This window comes from Bacillus sp. FS02, assembly GCF_024398395.1.
Lineage (GTDB): Bacteria > Bacillota > Bacilli > Bacillales > Bacillaceae > Bacillus > Bacillus altitudinis.
The window spans coordinates 2274496-2291874 of sequence record NZ_CP074101.1; the positions used below are offsets into that span (position 1 = coordinate 2274496).

Genomic DNA, 17379 nt, shown 5'->3' on the forward strand with positions numbered 1-17379 from the left:
TCTTGGGGAATGAAAGGGGGAGCAAGATGAATAGCCTTTTAATTGTTAACTTGATTGCATTTGCGGCAGTGACCGCTTACGCTGTGTATTTGTTTATTTATCTCATTCGAACACGAGCCGCGTATATTCGTCTTGGCAAAAAAGAAGAATTTCAAAAAGACATGAAAAAACGTTTAGAACGTGTTTGGGTGAATGTGTTTGGGCAAAAGAAACTGCTCAAGGACAAGAAGAGCGGCATCATTCATGTGCTGTTTTTCTATGGATTTATTTTAGTGCAGTTCGGAGCCCTTGATTTTATTATGAAGGGACTTGTTCCAGACAGCGGGCTACCATTAGGTCCGCTTTACGGTGTCTTTACGTTCTTCCAAGAGGTAGTCACACTTCTCATTTTAGTGGCGGTGGTTTGGGCGTTCCATAGAAGATATGTCGAGAAGTTAGTCCGTTTAAAAAGGGGCTTTAAATCAGGGCTTGTCCTTTTGTTTATTGGCGGATTGATGCTGACCGTATTACTGGGAAACGGAATGAACATCATTTGGCATGGGCACTCACTATCAGCAACTGAGCCAATTGCTTCCGGCATTGCTTTCTTGCTGGGCTGGCTGTCACCACTTGCAGCAACAATTGTGTTCTATGTCGCATGGTGGGTGCATCTTCTTATTTTACTGACGTTCTTAGTGTACGTCCCGCAGTCTAAGCACGCCCATCTCATCGCTGGCCCGGTCAACGTATTTGTCAGCAGATTGGACCCGCCAGGCAAACTGCAAAAAATTGATTTTGAAGATGAGACACAAGAAACGTTCGGCGTTGGGAAAATTGAAGATTTCCGTCAATCTCAGCTGATCGATCTTTACGCTTGTGTGGAGTGCGGGCGCTGTACGAATATGTGCCCGGCGACAGGGACGGGGAAAATGCTGTCTCCAATGGATTTGATTTTACGATTAAGAGATCATTTAACAAATAAAGGGGCTGCCATTACTTCAAAGACACCGTGGGTTCCGCAGCTTGCTTTCAAGCAGACGACAGGAAATCAGCTGGCGATGCAGGCAAGAGGAGCTGGAGCGGAAGAATCTGCGGCGAGCGCAATGTATCATCCTTCTCTCATTGGTGAGGTCATTACAGAAGAAGAAATCTGGGCATGCACGACATGCCGAAACTGTGAAGATCAGTGTCCTGTCATGAACGAACACGTCGACAAAATCATTGATATGCGCAGATACTTAGTGCTGACAGAAGGAAAAATGGATGCAGATGCACAGCGTGCGATGACAAGCATCGAGCGCCAAGGGAACCCATGGGGATTGAACCGAAAAGAAAGAGAAAACTGGCGTGATCTAAGAGAAGATGTGCACGTACCGACGGTGAAAGAACTGAAAAAAGCAGATCAGACCTTCGACTATTTATTCTGGGTTGGATCGATGGGTGCATATGACAATAGAAGCCAAAAGATTGCTCTTGCCTTCGCAAAACTGCTCAATGAAGCAGGGGTTTCTTTTGCCATCCTAGGCAATAAAGAGAAAAACTCAGGCGATACACCGAGAAGACTTGGGAATGAATTTTTGTTCCAAGAACTTGCTGCAAAGAACATCGAAGAATTCCAAAAAAATGACGTAACCAAAATTGTCACGATCGATCCGCATGCTTACAATTTATTTAAAAATGAATACCCAGACTTCGGGCTCGAGGCAGAGGTGTACCATCATACAGAATTACTGGCAGAGCTAGTAAAAGAGGGGAAATTAACGCCTATTCATGAAGTGAACGAGGTCATTACTTTCCACGATTCTTGCTACCTAGGCAGATATAACGAGGTCTATGATCCGCCAAGAGATATTTTAAAATCCATTCCGGGTGTGACACTGAAAGAAATGGAACGGAATCGTGAATCCGGGATGTGCTGCGGTGCCGGCGGCGGTTTAATGTGGATGGAAGAAGAGACAGGTACTCGGATTAACACAGCGAGAACGGAGCAGGCCTTACAGGTACAGCCGTCCATCATCAGCTCAGGGTGCCCATATTGTTTAACCATGCTTGGGGATGGGACGAAAGCGAAGGAAGTAGAAGAACAGGTCGGCACATTTGATGTTGCAGAACTTCTTGAAAAATCAGTGTTTGGCGAAACGAGAACGCAGGCTTCATAAAGGTGTCAGGCCGATGGATCGACTGTTCATCGGCCAGTGGACACCGATATTTAAAAGCTGTCTAGCATTTATGTAAGCGGTAACAAACAGGAGGGGAAAGAAATGAGCACGACGGTCATTGTATCTGGGGCGAGAACACCATTTGGAAAACTAGGTGGAACTTTAAGTCGTTTGACTGCTGCAGAATTAGGCGGGATGACGATAAAAGCTGCGCTGGAAAGAGCCTCAAATGTCCATGAAGTGGATGAAGTCATTATGGGCAGTGTCCTTCAAGGAGGACAAGGTCAAATTCCTTCAAGACAGGCAGCTAGACATGCAGATCTCCCTTGGTCGGTTCCGACGCAAACCATCAACAAAGTCTGTGCTTCAGGAATGCGCAGTGTCACGACAGCCGATCAAATCATTCGAGCGGGAGATGCCAATGTGATCGTGGCAGGCGGCATGGAATCCATGTCTCATGCTCCTTATCTTCTGAAAAAAGCACGATGGGGTTACAAAATGGGAGATGGTGCTGTACAAGATGCCATGATTTTAGATGGATTAACCTGTTCGTTTACAGGTGTTCATATGGGTGAGTATGGAAGCATGGCGGCGAAAGAGCTTGGCATCACACGAGAAGAACAAGACCTTTGGGCGTTAAGAAGTCATGAACGAGCCATTGAGGCGCAAAAAAGCGGCTTTTTTAAAAATGAGATCATCCCCGTTACCGTCAAGAATAAAAAAGGAGATCAGCTGATTTCAGAAGATGAAGCCCCGAGGCGTGATACGTCATATGAACGTTTGTCAAAACTGATGCCCGTTTTCGATCAGGCAGGTACGATCACCGCTGGCAATGCACCTGGTGTCAATGATGGTGCAAGTGCGCTTCTATTAATGAAAGACACATACGCCATGCAGCAAGGTGAAAAACCTCTAGCAGTTGTGCTTGGGCATGCGCAAGTGGCAGTAGAGGCAAAGGACTTTCCGAAAACACCAGCCTATGCCATCGAAAAAGTGTTAAAGAAAACAGGGAAGCGAGTAGAGGATATCGATTTGTTTGAAATCAATGAGGCTTTTTCAGCGGTGGCATTGGCATGCGAAAAAATGCTTGGGCTGGATCGGCGGAAAATGAATGTGAACGGAGGGGCAGTCGCGATTGGTCACCCGATTGGAGCAAGCGGAACACGTATTATATTGACCTTGATCCATGCACTCAGACAAAGAGGCGGCGGGATCGGCATTGCGGCGATTTGCAGCGGCGGGGGTCAAGGTGATGCGATCATGATCAAAGTGGATTAAAAGGGAGGCGTTCATTGTCATGAGTATAGAAGAGACCGTCATGGTCGTTGGGGCTGGTCAAATGGGCTCGGGTATTGCCCAAGTATTTGCACAGTCAGGTTATACCGTCCTGCTCCATGATACGGAAGAGGAGCAGATTCATCGAGCCATTTCCTCTATGACCAAACAACTGACGAAACGAGCAGAAAAAGGAAAGCTGGCACATCAGGCAGTCCGTGATATTACACAGCGATTGGCTGTTTCAACAGATCTAAAGGATGTACAGCAGACGCATTTAGTGATTGAAGCCGCATCTGAACAAATGAAGATCAAAAAACAAATCTTTGAAACCCTCGATCAATTTGCACCTGATGACACGATATTTGCGACAAATACGTCTTCCTTGTCGATCACAGAATTAGCAGCCGTGACGAACAGGCCAGAGAAAGTGATTGGCATGCATTTTATGAATCCAGTTCCCGTGATGAAACTTGTGGAAGTGATCCGTGCGCTGCAAACGGATGATGCCACGTACCAATTTGTTTTTGACACAGCAAAGACATTAGACAAAACCCCAATTGAAGTGGAAGACTTCCCTGGGTTTGTGTCAAATCGCATTTTGATGCCGATGATCAATGAAGCCATTTATACCCTTTATGAAGGCGTGGCAGATGTAGAAAGTATTGACGGCATCATGACGCTTGGAATGAACCATCCAATGGGCCCGCTTCGTCTCGCCGACCTCATCGGGCTCGATACTTGTTTATTTATTATGAATACCCTTCACGAGGGTCTTGGAGATAGCAAATATCGACCTTGTCCTCTTTTGAAAAAATATGTGAACGCAGGCTGGCTGGGCAAAAAGACAAAGAGAGGTTTTTACACTTACCACGACCACTCATAGGGGAGTCAAGATGGATGTGTTGCTGACAGAAAAACAACGTCTTTGGAGAAAACGAATAGCAGAATTTGCACGCCAGCATGTATTCCCTGAAATAGAAGCGATGGAACAGGGCGTGTTCCCGAAAACGCTTTTAGCTGAAATGGGTCGGCAAGGCTTTTTAGGCATTCCGATCCCAGATAAGTATCATGGATTAGGGGCAGATTTCACAACCTATATCATGGCGATTCATGAATTATCCAAAGTAAGTGCAACCGTCGGTGTCATTGTATCCGTTCATACATCTGTTGTGACGATGCCGATTTTGGCGTTTGGAACGACTGAACAAAAAGAATCCTACGTTCCCAAGCTTGCGTCCGGGCAGAAGCTGGGCGCATTTTGTCTAACTGAACCGAAGGCAGGATCAGATGCCTCTAGTATTCAGTTGAAAGCAGAGCGCACAAACGATCACTATGTGTTAAATGGAACGAAAATTTTTATCACAAGCGGCGGTGAAGCGGAAGTCTATCTTGTATTTGCGGTGACAGACCCTGCTTCTGCTAAGAAAAATATATCAGCATTCATTGTGGAGAAGGGGACACCAGGATTTACGATCGGAAAAGATGAGAAAAAGATGGGCCTGCATGGATCAAAAACAGTCACACTTCATTTTGACGGTGTTCGAATTCCAAAAAAACAGCTGCTCGGTGCAGAAGGAGATGGTTTTCGGATTGCCATGTCTAGCTTAAATGCGGGGAGAATTGGCATTGCGGCTCAAAGCCTTGGTATTGCAGAAGCCGCATTAGCTGAGGCGGTGACGTATTTAAAGCAGCATCCAGCTGGCCTTGAAACGACCATTCGGTTGGGCGATCTGGGCACCAAGCTGGAAGCGGCAAAACTTCTTGTCTATCAAGCGGCTTCTTATAAAGAGGCCAATCGCCCTGTCACGAAGGAAGCGTCGATGGCGAAGTTATTTGCATCTAAAACAGCGGTTGATATTAGTACAGAAGTCATCCATTTGCTTGGTCTAGCCGGTTACACGAAGCAATACCGAGCAGAGCGGTACTTTCGTGATGCGAAAATTTGTGAGATTTATGAAGGAACAAGTGAAATACAAAGGCTGGTTATTTGTAAACAGCTAATATGAAGTGAGGTGGCTCATGATGCAGTTCCAATTAAGTGACGAACACGAAATGATACAAAAAATGGTGAGAGATTTTGCGAAAAATGAAGTGGAGCCAACAGCAGCAGAGCGAGATGAAACAGAATCGTATGATCCCGCTATTTTTCGTCAAATGGCGGAGCTTGGTTTAACGGGAATCCCTTGGCCAGAAGAAAATGGGGGATTGGTAGTGATTATTTGGCCTATGTCATAGCGGTTGAAGAGCTCTCACGAGTGTGCGCCTCAACAGGCGTCACCCTATCTGCTCACACATCACTCGCCTCATGGCCAATCTATACATTCGGAACAGATGAGCAAAAGGAGACGTATTTAAAGCCGCTTGCAGAGGGACAGAAGATCGGCGCATACGCACTGACCGAGAGCGGCTCGGGTTCAGATGCCGGCGGAATGAAAACAACAGCAGTAAAAGCAGGGAATGAATACGTTTTGAACGGGGCAAAGATTTTTATTACCAATGGAGGCATTGCGGATTATTATATTGTGTTTGCTGTTACTGACCAGGATGCTTCATCGCGTAATACAACCGCTTTTATCGTAGAAAAAGAGTCGCAAGGCTTCTCGATCGGCAAAAAAGAAAGCAAACTGGGCATCCGCTCATCGCCAACGACAGAAATCATCTTTGAAGACTGTCGTATACCCGAAAGGAACCGGCTTGGTCAAGAAGGAGAGGGATTTAAAATAGCGATGATGACACTTGACGGCGGCAGAAACGGTATTGCCGCACAAGCTGTTGGTATTGCTCAAGGTGCTCTGGATGCAGCAGTCAATTATGCAAAGGAGCGCAAACAATTCGGTAAACCAATCATTCAGCAGCAAGGCATTGCTTTTAAGTTAGCGGATATGGCAACGGCAATTGAGGCCTCAAGACTGCTCACCTATCAGGCAGCATGGCTTGAAACGAAAGGGCTTCCGTATGGAAAAGAATCAGCTATGTCCAAGCTCTTTGCCGGTGATACAGCCATGAAGGTGACGACAGAAGCTGTACAAATCTTCGGCGGGTACGGCTATACAAAGGATTACCCAGTCGAACGCTACATGCGTGATGCGAAAATCACTCAAATCTATGAAGGTACACAAGAAATCCAGCGGCTGGTCATCTCACGGAAACTGCTAGATATGTAGAAACGAAGCAAAGACCACCTGATGTGAGGTGGTCTGTTTTTGTATCAAATGTGAAATCTCTCCAATATGATCTCATATCACCTGATCACTATGGTAAAATTAGGAAAAACCAGAATGGAGGTTATCATGATGAACACAACATTTATTGGCATTTTAGGAATCGTCACGATGATCATATGGATTATGGTCTCCACAGAGCTTTCAAAGTCTCCAAAAAGGAAGGGAGAAAAAGAAAACAGCCGCAGAAAACTCATTGTACTCGTGTCTGCGGGCACTTTATTCACCGTACCTTTGGTTTTTTCACTCATTCAGAATATCCAGCTGTAACCTATCCATTCGACTAAACCGCTGCTGTCTGTTTTAATTTCACCCATTTGAAAAAAACAAAACGGACAAGCGGTCCCATAATCAACATCTGCAAAGGGAACGCCAACATGACATTATGACCGAAAATCGTTAAGTAATCAGATAGAATCGATTGTGTTTGAAATCCTGTGCTGATGCTTTGAACGACATATCCGCATAAAGACATGAGACACACCATTCCAAACACGATAAAGATAGAAAGAGTGAGAATAAAATAGATTTTCTTGCCTTTTGGGGCAAAACGGTTGGCTGCTTTTTTTGCTGAAGGCCCAACAATACACATCTCAATCAACAATGTGATGGCAAAACCGATCACATAGGTGAGTACACCTTCTAACCATGTCATATGTCCAAGCCGTCCATTTAGAAATAGGTTATAAAAGAACATCACTGAAAACATACTAAAACACATCAAGACACCAAATTGTATATCTTCTTTTTTTGTCATTGGCAATTCGATCAACCTCTCAAAATTAGTCTATTTATTATAGATTTCTGTTTCAATTCGTCGTAAGTGAACATTTTGTGAAGGAATAATTCCCCTTTTTTAAGAAGAGTAAATGACTTTGTATTCATTAAAAGAGAAGACAAAAAAGCATGCAAAACGTGTGCTTCACACATGAATTGTGTCAATTCGGCACAAATGATTGACTGCTAGAGGCTCCTCTTGTGAAAAAATCAAAAATTAACATCAATAAAGGTGGCATAAACTCCCCTAATTTGTTTATAATGAGAGGTATGGTTTGTCGTAAGAATAAGGTATAAATACTTATTATTTCACTGATAAATGGATACATACATGTAATAGAAAGGGAGTGTCTGACCTTGAGTTTGAAAGAATACTCACAGGAACAGCTCAAACAAATGTCTTTAGTTGAACTTGCTTATGAAATTTTCAGAGACAGCAAAACGCCGATTACGTTTTCCGAGTTAATAGATGAAATGGTCCGTTTGCAAGGGATACAAAAATCTGATCTTGATGATCGACTTGCTCAATTTTATACAGACTTAAATATAGATGGCCGCTTTATTTCGTTAGGTGATCAGAGATGGGGACTTCGCAGCTGGTATCCAGTTGATCAAATCGAAGAAGAAGTTCAGCCAGCTGTGAAAACAAAAGCGAAAAAGAAAAAAACAAAAGCTGCTGTCGTTGAAGAAGACTTCGATGATATTGAAGAGGAAGAAGAAATCGACGAGCTTGAAGAAGATCTTGATCTTGTTGAAGACGACGAGGACCTTGACCTAGATGATGAAGAAATCGATGAAGAGATAGAAGACTTCGACGAAGATGATGATGAAGATGATGACGGCTTAACGGAAATTGATGAAGACGATTTAGACGATGATGAGGAAGACAAATAACCCTCACAAACCGGTCCTGAAAACAGGACAAAACCGTCTTGACTTTCCAGAGCGAACTATGTAGTATGTATTTTGGGCTCTCTAAAAAAGAGTACGTAAAGATACGTTCATTTACGCTCCCTTTCATTTATTTGAAAGGGAGCTTTCTTATTTTTCAAGAGATTTAGGGATACACTCTAAAAGGATGAAGCTGTGCATGTCTAGTCATGCAAGGGTAAAAAAGAGAGGAGCATACGAAATGACAAAGTATATTTTTGTAACAGGAGGAGTTGTTTCCTCACTTGGAAAAGGGATCACGGCTGCATCGTTAGGCCGCCTTCTGAAAAATAGAGGGATGGATGTCACCATTCAAAAATTTGATCCATATATCAACGTAGACCCAGGGACAATGAGTCCATACCAGCACGGTGAGGTATTTGTCACAGATGACGGTGCTGAAACAGACCTTGACTTAGGTCACTACGAGCGTTTCATTGACATTAACTTAAATAAGTACAGCAACGTTACAACAGGTAAAATCTACTCTACTGTTTTGAAGAAAGAGCGCCGTGGCGACTACTTAGGTGGAACAGTACAGGTTATTCCCCACATTACAAATGAAATCAAAGACCGTGTGTACCGTGCCGGAAAAGAAACGGGTGCAGATGTGGTCATTACAGAAATCGGTGGAACAGTAGGAGATATCGAATCCCTTCCATTCCTAGAAGCGATTCGTCAAATGAAGAGTGACATCGGCCGTGAAAACGTGATGTACATTCATTGTACCCTTGTTCCTTACATCCGTGCTGCAGGCGAACTGAAAACAAAACCAACACAGCATAGTGTAAAAGAACTTCGCAGTCTTGGTATTCAGCCAAACGTCATTGTAGTCAGAACTGAAATGCCATTGGCACAAGACATGAAGGACAAAATTGCGCTATTCTGTGATATTGATACGAAAGCAGTCATCGAATGTCAGGATGCAGATACCCTTTATTCGATTCCGCTTGATTTACAAAAACAAGGATTAGACAAGCTTGTATGTGAGCACATGAAGCTTGACTGTCAAGATGCGGACATGACGGAGTGGACGGCGCTTGTTGATAAAGTGCAAAACCTTTCAAAACAAGTCACGATTGGTCTTGTAGGGAAATATGTTGAGCTGCAGGATGCATACATTTCTGTCGTTGAATCCCTTCGTCATGCGGGCTATGCATTTGATGCGGATGTTCAAATCAAATGGATCAACGCAGAAGAAGTCACAGCAGAAAATATGGCTGATTTCGCTCAAGATGTAGACGGCATTATTGTTCCTGGAGGCTTCGGAGACCGCGGAGTAGAAGGGAAAATCATTGCAACACAATTTGCGCGTGAAAACAAAGTGCCATTCTTCGGAATCTGCTTAGGTATGCAAGTCGCATCTATCGAATATGCGAGAAACGTACTAGGTTTAGAGGGAGCGCATTCCGCTGAAATTGATCCAGAAACAGCATTCCCAATCATCGACCTTCTTCCAGAACAGAAGGATGTTGATGACTTAGGTGGAACACTTCGCCTCGGCCTATACCCTTGTAAATTAAACGAAGACTCAAAAGCATTTGCTGCATACAATGACGAAGTCGTGTACGAACGCCACCGTCATCGCTATGAGTTTAATAACGAATTCAGACAGCAAATGGAAGCAGCAGGTTTTGTCTTCTCTGGTACAAGCCCAGACGGACGCCTTGTTGAAATCATTGAACTGAAGGATCACCCATGGTTCCTTGCTTCTCAGTTCCACCCAGAATTCATTTCAAGACCGACAAGACCACAGCCATTATTTAGAGATTTCGTTGGTGCTTCACTACAGGCATCTGAATCAAAATAAAACAAAAAACTGCCGAGAATATCATCTTCTCGGCAGTTTTTTTATTCATATTCCTCAACGATTTCTTTCACAGTAAACGATAGAGCATGGTAGACATATAAGCAGGTCATCAGTGCAGGATAGCCGAACCTTGTTCCATCTTCAGCAGGCACAAGTGGTTTTTTGAGCTGAAAATCAATGTGGACATCACAATGCTCTTCAATGAATGACGTCTCCTTTTGTGCAGGACCGACCCCGACAATAGGTGTACCTTGTTCGTGCAGCTCTTTGACAAGGGATTGAATCTCTTGATCTTCTGGATCTGAATAAAATAAAAGCACCCTGTCACTTGGATGAAGTAAGCTGCGCTCCTTTTGATCCAGCGGCAGAACCTTCGCACCCGGAAACGGCTCCTTGCTTTCAGATGCCTCTAAGGCTACAGCCGCCAGTTCATTCTTGCCATGAAAATACACGGCATGTCCACTGACAACGGCCTGAGCAAGAAGGCGTGCACCGTCTTCGATCGCTTCGGCCTGCTTATCTCCAATACGTGAAAAAATACCTGATAATTGGGTAGTGAAAATTTTTAACAAGACTCATTTCCTCCTTCTGTCAGATCATTTTATAATAGAATATAAAGAGAATATTAGGAAAAATGCTCAGAAAATGTCGTAAAGTAAACTATTATAATTAAAGGAAATGTGAAAATCAAACAGAATTATTTAACAACAGCTCTTTTTATGGCGAAAAATGAAAGCAATGGGGTGTAACAGATGAATGAGAAAATTTTAATTGTCGATGATCAGTACGGTATTAGAATATTGCTGAATGAAGTGTTTCATAAAGAAGGCTATCAAACCTTTCAAGCCGCTAATGGACTACAGGCATTAGATATTGTGAAAAACCATAGACCAAACCTCGTCCTGCTTGATATGAAGATTCCCGGAATGGATGGCATTGAGATTTTAAAACGCATGAAATTAATTGATGAAGACATCCGCGTGATCATTATGACAGCTTATGGCGAACTAGATATGATTCAAGAGTCTAAAGAGCTCGGTGCATTAACGCATTTTGCTAAACCATTTGATATTGATGAAATCCGTGATGCAGTAAAAGAATACTTGCCGCTCGAAACAAATGGCTAGATGGAAATGATTGAATCAAGTCATTCTGTTGCCGATTTGTCGAATAATTGGTATTCTAGATAAGAAGAAGAAAGCGATCTGACTTTGAAAGTTTACATATGGCGAGAAATTCTGGTCATGCTAGGGTGGAGAGCTTTTTTTAGTAAGCAAATTAGCTACATAGGGAGGATTTTTCATCATGCCTTTAGTTTCAATGACAGAAATGTTGAAAGACGCAAAGGAAAAAGGTTACGCTGTTGGACAGTTTAACTTAAATAACTTAGAATTCACGCAAGCGATTTTACAAGCTGCTGAAGAAGAGAAATCTCCAGTTATCTTAGGAGTATCTGAAGGAGCAGGACGCTACATGGGCGGCTTCAAAACAGTTGTCGCAATGGTAAAAGCGTTAATCGAAGAATATAATGTAACAGTTCCTGTTGCGATTCATTTAGATCACGGTTCAAGCTTTGAATCTTGTGCAAAAGCGATTCATGCAGGATTTACTTCTGTGATGATTGATGCTTCTCACCATCCATTTGATGAGAACGTAGCGACAACTGCAAAAGTGGTTGAGCTTGCACATTTCCACGGTGTATCTGTAGAAGCTGAGCTTGGAACTGTTGGTGGACAAGAAGACGACGTCATCGCTGAGGGCGTTATTTATGCTGATCCAAAAGAGTGCCAAGAGCTTGTAGAACGTACTGGTATTGACTGCCTTGCGCCTGCACTAGGTTCAGTTCATGGTCCATACAAAGGTGAACCAAACCTTGGTTTCGCTGAAATGGAAGAAATCGGTAAAACAACTGGACTTCCACTTGTTCTTCACGGCGGAACAGGTATCCCAACTGCTGACATCAAGCGTGCGATTTCACTTGGTACAGCAAAAATCAATGTAAACACTGAAAACCAAATTGCTTCTGCGAAAGCAGTTCGCGAAACACTTGCTGCAAAAACAGAAGAGTATGATCCACGTAAATATCTTGGACCAGCTCGTGACGCAATTAAAGCGACTGTTATCGGCAAAATGCGTGAATTTGGTTCTTCTAACCAAGCATAATTTGATGAGAACCGAAAGCCGCCTGAGCCACAGGCGGTTTTCTCCATATCATGAGAAAGCGCAATCAAATTTACATTTCAGACAATTTATTGATAGGAGAGTGGCACAGTTATGTTATTTTTCGTAGACACAGCGAATATCGCAGACATCAAAGAGGCACACGAGCTTGGCATTTTAGCAGGCGTGACAACAAACCCTAGTTTAGTAGCGAAAGAAAAGGACGTATCGTTCCACGACCGCCTTCGTGAAATCACTGACGTGGTATCAGGTTCAGTTAGTGCGGAAGTCATTTCTCTCAAAGCAGAAGAAATGATTGAAGAAGGAAAAGAGCTGGCTGCTATTGCACCAAATATCACAGTGAAAATCCCAATGACAACAGACGGTCTTAAAGCAGTCAAAGCGTTAACAGACCTTGGGATTAAAACAAACGTCACGTTGATTTTTAGTGCAAACCAGGCACTTCTTGCAGCTAGAGCTGGTGCGACGTATGTCTCTCCATTCCTCGGCCGCTTAGATGACATTGGCCAAAATGGTCTTGATCTCATTAGTGAAGTGAAAACCATTTTTGATGTTCATGGATTAGATACACAAATCATTGCTGCATCCATTCGTCACCCGCAACATGTGACAGAAGCTGCGCTTAGAGGTGCTCATATCGGCACAATGCCGCTGAAAGTCATCAAGCAGCTGACAAAACACCCATTAACGGATGCAGGCATTGAGCAATTTTTAGCAGACTGGAATAAATAAGTGATTGTGGCAGACGGATACGCATCCGTTTGCCGCAGTTTTCCTTAAATACGCTAAGAAATGTTTTGTGCAAAGAAGAGAACATCACAGCCTCGCAAAGCTTCGATTATTTTTCTTCCGACAAATTTCGTTTAACCTGTATTCTTTCTCTTGATATTGGCTAAATTTTGGACAAGACCTTTTAAAGCGCGACATCCACAAACAGTATAACTCCAACAGTGATCTTCTTTAAGAAGGGAGACAAATATGGAAAAGTTAAACATTGCCGGCGGTGACCCCTTGCGCGGGACCGTACATATTAGTGGTGCGAAAAATAGTGCTGTGGCACTGATTCCTGCCACGATTCTCGCTGATTCTCCAGTAACCATTGAAGGCCTTCCGCATATTTCAGATATTGACACATTACGAGATCTGTTAGAAGAGATTGGCGGAAAGGTCACATTTGAAAAAGGTGAGATGGTTGTCAATCCTGCCTCCATGATCAGTATGCCGCTTCCTAATGGGAAAGTGAAGAAACTACGAGCATCCTATTATTTAATGGGCGCCATGCTCGGTAGATTCAAGCAGGCTGTCATTGGATTACCAGGAGGATGTCACTTAGGACCTAGACCGATCGATCAGCATATCAAAGGCTTTGAAGCACTTGGAGCCGAGGTGACAAACGAACAGGGTGCGATTTATTTGCGCGCTGAAAAATTAGTCGGAGCCCGTATTTATCTTGATGTTGTCAGTGTAGGTGCGACCATCAACATCATGCTGGCAGCCGTGCTTGCTGAAGGGAAAACAGTGATTGAAAATGCCGCAAAAGAACCCGAAATTATTGATGTAGCGACACTGCTTGCAAGCATGGGAGCTAAAATCAAAGGTGCGGGGACGGATGTGATTCGGATCGAAGGTGTGGAATCTCTTCATGGCTGCAGGCATTCCATCATCCCTGACCGCATAGAAGCAGGTACATTTTTAATTGCAGGTGCAGCGATGGGGGATGAAGTTGTGCTTGATAATGTGATCCCAACTCATTTAGAATCAATTACGGCGAAACTTAGAGAGATGGGATTCACAATTGAAACAAGCAACGATCAAATGCTGATCGTTGGCAGAAATGAAGGACTCAAGCCTGTCGATATCAAAACCCTTGTGTATCCGGGCTTTCCGACCGATCTTCAACAGCCGATGACGGCTTTGTTAACAAAAGCGAAAGGCACGAGTGTCGTGACAGATACCATTTACTCTGCTCGCTTTAAACACATTGACGAATTGCGTCGAATGGGTGCTAACATGAAGGTGGAAGGAAGATCTGCCATTATTACAGGTCAAACGCAGCTTCAAGGTGCAAAGGTCAAAGCAAGTGATCTGCGAGCAGGTGCTTGTCTCGTTGTTGCAGGGTTAATGGCAGACGGTGTGACCGAAATCACAGGGCTTGAACATATAGACAGAGGATATAGTATGCTTGAGGAGAAGCTTGAAGGCTTGGGTGCAACCATCTGGCGTGAAAAGCTGAATGACCAAGAAATAGAAGAACTTCAAAATTCATAAGGCTTTGACTGTGAGAGGAGATTTGGACAAAAATGGAAAGAAGTTTATCGATGGAACTAGTACGGGTGACAGAAGCAGCTGCATTAAAATCTGCTCGTTGGATGGGTAGAGGTTTGAAAGACGAAGCGGATGATGCTGCAACAAGTGCCATGCGTGATGTATTTGATACGATTCCGATGAAGGGAACTGTGGTCATCGGCGAGGGAGAAATGGACGAAGCGCCAATGCTTTATATTGGGGAAAAGCTTGGAAACGGATATGGACCTCGCGTGGATGTTGCTGTTGATCCATTGGAAGGAACAAATATTGTGGCAAGCGGTGGCTGGAATGCTTTAGCTGTTATCGCTGTTGCTGATCATGGCAACTTGCTGAATGCACCTGATATGTACATGGATAAGATCGCAGTAGGTCCAGAAGCGGTAGGCTGCATCGACATTGAAGCGCCTGTCATTGACAATCTTCGTGCTGTTGCAAAAGCGAAAAACAAAGATATTGAAGATGTTGTTGCGACAATTTTAAACAGAGAGCGACATGAAAAGATCATTGCTGAGCTGAGAGAAGCTGGAGCAAGAATCAAGCTGATCGATGATGGTGACGTTGCAGGAGCCATTAATACAGCATTTGATCACACAGGTGTTGATATTCTATTTGGTTCAGGTGGAGCGCCTGAAGGTGTCCTTTCTGCTGTTGCGCTTAAAGCACTTGGTGGAGAAATCCACGGTAAGCTTCTTCCACAAAGTGAAGAAGAGCTGAGACGCTGTGAGAAAATGGGACTGGATGTTGGAAAAGTCCTCAGAATGGAAGACCTCGTGAAAGGCGATGACGCCATTTTTGCAGCGACAGGTGTAACAGATGGCGAGTTATTAAAAGGTGTTCAATTTAAAGGCTCTGTTGGAACAACACATAGTGTTGTCATGCGTGCGAAATCAGGTACTGTTCGATTCGTCGATGGCAGACACAGTTTAAAGAAAAAACCGAATCTTGTCATTCGTCCGTAATCTGAAAGCGGGTATTCTTTACCCGCTTTTCATATAGGTGTCAAATATATATCATTTTCTTTTTAAAGTTGAATATTCCCTGCAAATGAGGTAAAACTAAAGAGTGCTGCGAAATTTTCTGCGAATTTACTTCTTTTAAGCTTCAACAAGTTTAAATACTGCCGCATCATGACGATATACTCATTATCCTTCTCTATGTTGACAAAGCTCAATTTCACATTGTTCCTATCTTTACGATAAAACGAGTGGGAGCGTTACCATGAGAGCGAGGTCATTCCAACAAAAACGGAATTAAAAGCTAATCAAATACAATAGTCATGCATTTGTAATGAAATACATTGACTAGAAAAGTGTGGTGTCCATATTGAAAGATGTTTCGATTTCATCTTTGGAAAATATGAAATTAAAAGAGCTGTATGAGTTAGCAAAAAAGTACAAAATCTCTTATTACAGCAAACTAACAAAAAAAGAATTAATTTTTGCTATCTTAAAGGCAAACGCTGAGCAAGAGGATCTCTTATTTATGGAAGGGGTTCTAGAAATTATTCAGTCAGAGGGATTTGGTTTCTTAAGACCAATTAACTATTCCCCAAGCTCTGAAGACATTTATATTTCTGCTTCACAAATCAGACGCTTTGATTTAAGAAATGGTGATAAGGTGTCTGGAAAGGTACGACCTCCAAAAGAGAATGAACGCTACTATGGCCTCCTTCATGTCGAAGCGGTAAATGGGGACGACCCAGAATCAGCTAAGGAACGTGTTCACTTTCCTGCACTCACGCCGCTATTCCCTGATCGTCAAATGATTCTTGAAACACAGCCTAATCACCTGTCTACTAGAATTATGGATATGATGGCACCAGTTGGGTTTGGACAGCGTGGTTTAATTGTTGCACCGCCTAAGGCTGGGAAAACCATTTTGCTCAAAGAAATTGCCAACAGTATCTCTGAAAATCATCCAGAGGCAGAACTGATTGTTCTTCTTATTGACGAACGTCCAGAGGAAGTAACAGATATCGAACGTTCTGTTGCAGGGGATGTTGTTAGTTCAACCTTTGACGAAGTACCGGAAAACCACATTAAAGTAGCAGAGCTTGTATTAGAGCGTGCGATGCGTCTAGTTGAACATAAAAAAGATGTCATCATCTTAATGGACAGCATCACAAGGCTTGCTCGGGCATACAACCTGGTCATCCCGCCAAGCGGCCGAACGCTTTCCGGCGGTATTGATCCAGCTGCTTTCCACCGTCCAAAACGCTTCTTTGGTGCTGCGCGTAACATCGAAGAAGGTGGAAGCTTGACCATTTTAGCTACTGCACTTGTTGATACAGGATCACGTATGGATGATGTGATTTATGAAGAGTTTAAAGGAACAGGAAACATGGAGCTCCATTTAGACCGTTCTCTTGCAGAAAGAAGAATTTTCCCAGCCATCGACATTCGTCGTTCCGGTACAAGAAAAGAAGAACTGCTTGTGCCTAAAGAGCATCTTGATCGTCTATGGGCGATGAGAAAATCAATGTCAGATACACCTGATTTCGCTGAGAAATTCATGCGCAAAATGAGAAAAACAAAGACAAACCAAGAATTTTTCGATATTTTAACGCAAGAGTGGAAACAAGCAAATATGTCTGCATCAAGAAGATAGCTTCCTGAAAAAATACATTTGCAATCATAGACTTACACTGTTATAATTTTATCATGTGCGTTTCAGAATTTATTCTGAGATATTAACTCTGTTTCCGAATTGGATTCAGGGCGGAAGGAGATGACAGTAG

General features: G+C 43.3%; 15 protein-coding genes and 1 pseudogene. 14 read left to right on the plus strand and 2 right to left on the minus strand.

Going from position 1 to position 17379, the window contains the following annotated elements; all coding sequences use genetic code 11:
• Window positions 1–26 precede the first annotated feature (26 nt).
• The 6 genes and pseudogenes from KFQ09_RS11540 to KFQ09_RS11565 all read left to right on the plus strand — a co-directional run bounded on the left by KFQ09_RS11540 (window position 27) and on the right by KFQ09_RS11565 (window position 6907).
• Window positions 27–2138, plus strand: coding sequence for a (Fe-S)-binding protein (locus tag KFQ09_RS11540; RefSeq protein ID WP_146270901.1), 2112 nt, complete (start codon window positions 27–29; stop codon window positions 2136–2138).
• Window positions 2139–2240: 102 nt separating this feature from the next.
• Window positions 2241–3416 carry an acetyl-CoA C-acetyltransferase gene (locus KFQ09_RS11545; protein WP_255835683.1) on the plus strand — a complete coding sequence of 392 codons (1176 nt, stop codon included), beginning with the start codon at window positions 2241–2243 and terminating at the stop codon, window positions 3414–3416.
• A gap of 19 nt (window positions 3417–3435) precedes the next feature.
• Window positions 3436–4299 carry a 3-hydroxybutyryl-CoA dehydrogenase gene (locus KFQ09_RS11550; RefSeq protein WP_058213502.1) on the plus strand — a complete coding sequence of 288 codons (864 nt, stop codon included), beginning with the start codon at window positions 3436–3438 and terminating at the stop codon, window positions 4297–4299.
• Between the two features lie 10 nt (window positions 4300–4309).
• Entirely contained in the window at window positions 4310–5422 is a 1113-nt protein-coding gene (locus KFQ09_RS11555) for an acyl-CoA dehydrogenase family protein (RefSeq protein WP_216099197.1), read from the plus strand.
• A 16-nt stretch (window positions 5423–5438) separates the two neighbouring features.
• Window positions 5439–6580 (plus strand): annotated as a pseudogene (locus tag KFQ09_RS11560) (acyl-CoA dehydrogenase).
• Window positions 6581–6709: 129 nt separating this feature from the next.
• Window positions 6710–6907: a hypothetical protein gene (locus KFQ09_RS11565; protein ID WP_135226406.1), complete on the plus strand. Its 198-nt coding sequence runs from the start codon at window positions 6710–6712 to the stop codon at window positions 6905–6907.
• A gap of 13 nt (window positions 6908–6920) precedes the next feature.
• On the opposite strand, the gene KFQ09_RS11570 is transcribed toward KFQ09_RS11565, so the two are convergent.
• The gene (locus KFQ09_RS11570) at window positions 6921–7394 is read right to left on the minus strand and encodes a DUF2798 domain-containing protein (RefSeq protein ID WP_370648326.1); all 474 of its coding nucleotides are present in this window, start codon (window positions 7392–7394) and stop codon (window positions 6921–6923) included.
• 377 nt (window positions 7395–7771) lie between these two features.
• Between KFQ09_RS11570 and rpoE the strand changes: the two genes are divergently transcribed.
• Entirely contained in the window at window positions 7772–8308 is a 537-nt protein-coding gene (rpoE, locus tag KFQ09_RS11575) for a DNA-directed RNA polymerase subunit delta (RefSeq protein WP_035389808.1), read from the plus strand.
• 238 nt (window positions 8309–8546) lie between these two features.
• Window positions 8547–10154: a glutamine hydrolyzing CTP synthase gene (gene pyrG, locus KFQ09_RS11580; RefSeq protein WP_216942913.1), complete on the plus strand. Its 1608-nt coding sequence runs from the start codon at window positions 8547–8549 to the stop codon at window positions 10152–10154.
• A gap of 41 nt (window positions 10155–10195) precedes the next feature.
• On the opposite strand, the gene KFQ09_RS11585 is transcribed toward pyrG, so the two are convergent.
• Window positions 10196–10726, minus strand: coding sequence for a DUF2529 domain-containing protein (locus KFQ09_RS11585; protein WP_008343445.1), 531 nt, complete (start codon window positions 10724–10726; stop codon window positions 10196–10198).
• A 180-nt stretch (window positions 10727–10906) separates the two neighbouring features.
• Here KFQ09_RS11585 and KFQ09_RS11590 point away from each other — a divergent pair, with 180 nt between their 5' ends.
• The 6 genes from KFQ09_RS11590 to rho all read left to right on the plus strand — a co-directional run bounded on the left by KFQ09_RS11590 (window position 10907) and on the right by rho (window position 17249).
• A complete protein-coding gene (locus tag KFQ09_RS11590; RefSeq protein WP_003214681.1) occupies window positions 10907–11281 on the plus strand; it encodes a response regulator in 375 nt (124 codons plus the stop codon).
• Between the two features lie 178 nt (window positions 11282–11459).
• Window positions 11460–12317: a class II fructose-bisphosphate aldolase gene (locus KFQ09_RS11595; RefSeq protein ID WP_007497678.1), complete on the plus strand. Its 858-nt coding sequence runs from the start codon at window positions 11460–11462 to the stop codon at window positions 12315–12317.
• A gap of 111 nt (window positions 12318–12428) precedes the next feature.
• A complete protein-coding gene (gene fsa / locus KFQ09_RS11600; protein WP_003215343.1) occupies window positions 12429–13067 on the plus strand; it encodes a fructose-6-phosphate aldolase in 639 nt (212 codons plus the stop codon).
• Window positions 13068–13313: 246 nt separating this feature from the next.
• Complete coding sequence (locus KFQ09_RS11605) at window positions 13314–14603, plus strand: UDP-N-acetylglucosamine 1-carboxyvinyltransferase (protein ID WP_007497673.1); 1290 nt, start codon at window positions 13314–13316, stop codon at window positions 14601–14603.
• A gap of 32 nt (window positions 14604–14635) precedes the next feature.
• The gene (gene glpX / locus KFQ09_RS11610; RefSeq protein WP_007497670.1) at window positions 14636–15601 is read left to right on the plus strand and encodes a class II fructose-bisphosphatase; all 966 of its coding nucleotides are present in this window, start codon (window positions 14636–14638) and stop codon (window positions 15599–15601) included.
• A gap of 364 nt (window positions 15602–15965) precedes the next feature.
• Window positions 15966–17249 (plus strand): transcription termination factor Rho, encoded by a 1284-nt coding sequence (gene rho / locus KFQ09_RS11615; protein ID WP_007497667.1) that lies wholly within the window; start codon window positions 15966–15968, stop codon window positions 17247–17249.
• The last annotated feature ends 130 nt before the right edge of the window (window positions 17250–17379 follow it).

Bases quoted from the DNA above. Each gene is read 5' to 3' on its own strand.
- KFQ09_RS11540 (WP_146270901.1), top strand. From the start codon at position 27: ATGAATAGCCTTTTAATTGTTAACTTGATTGCATTTGCGGCAGTGACC.
- KFQ09_RS11545 (WP_255835683.1), top strand. From the start codon at position 2,241: ATGAGCACGACGGTCATTGTATCTGGGGCGAGAACACCATTTGGAAAA.
- KFQ09_RS11550 (WP_058213502.1), top strand. From the start codon at position 3,436: ATGAGTATAGAAGAGACCGTCATGGTCGTTGGGGCTGGTCAAATGGGC.
- KFQ09_RS11555 (WP_216099197.1), top strand. From the start codon at position 4,310: ATGGATGTGTTGCTGACAGAAAAACAACGTCTTTGGAGAAAACGAATA.
- KFQ09_RS11565 (WP_135226406.1), top strand. From the start codon at position 6,710: ATGAACACAACATTTATTGGCATTTTAGGAATCGTCACGATGATCATA.
- KFQ09_RS11570 (WP_370648326.1), bottom strand. From the start codon at position 7,394: ATGACAAAAAAAGAAGATATACAATTTGGTGTCTTGATGTGTTTTAGT.
- pyrG (WP_216942913.1), top strand. From the start codon at position 8,547: ATGACAAAGTATATTTTTGTAACAGGAGGAGTTGTTTCCTCACTTGGA.
- KFQ09_RS11590 (WP_003214681.1), top strand. From the start codon at position 10,907: ATGAATGAGAAAATTTTAATTGTCGATGATCAGTACGGTATTAGAATA.
- KFQ09_RS11595 (WP_007497678.1), top strand. From the start codon at position 11,460: ATGCCTTTAGTTTCAATGACAGAAATGTTGAAAGACGCAAAGGAAAAA.
- fsa (WP_003215343.1), top strand. From the start codon at position 12,429: ATGTTATTTTTCGTAGACACAGCGAATATCGCAGACATCAAAGAGGCA.
- KFQ09_RS11605 (WP_007497673.1), top strand. From the start codon at position 13,314: ATGGAAAAGTTAAACATTGCCGGCGGTGACCCCTTGCGCGGGACCGTA.
- glpX (WP_007497670.1), top strand. From the start codon at position 14,636: ATGGAAAGAAGTTTATCGATGGAACTAGTACGGGTGACAGAAGCAGCT.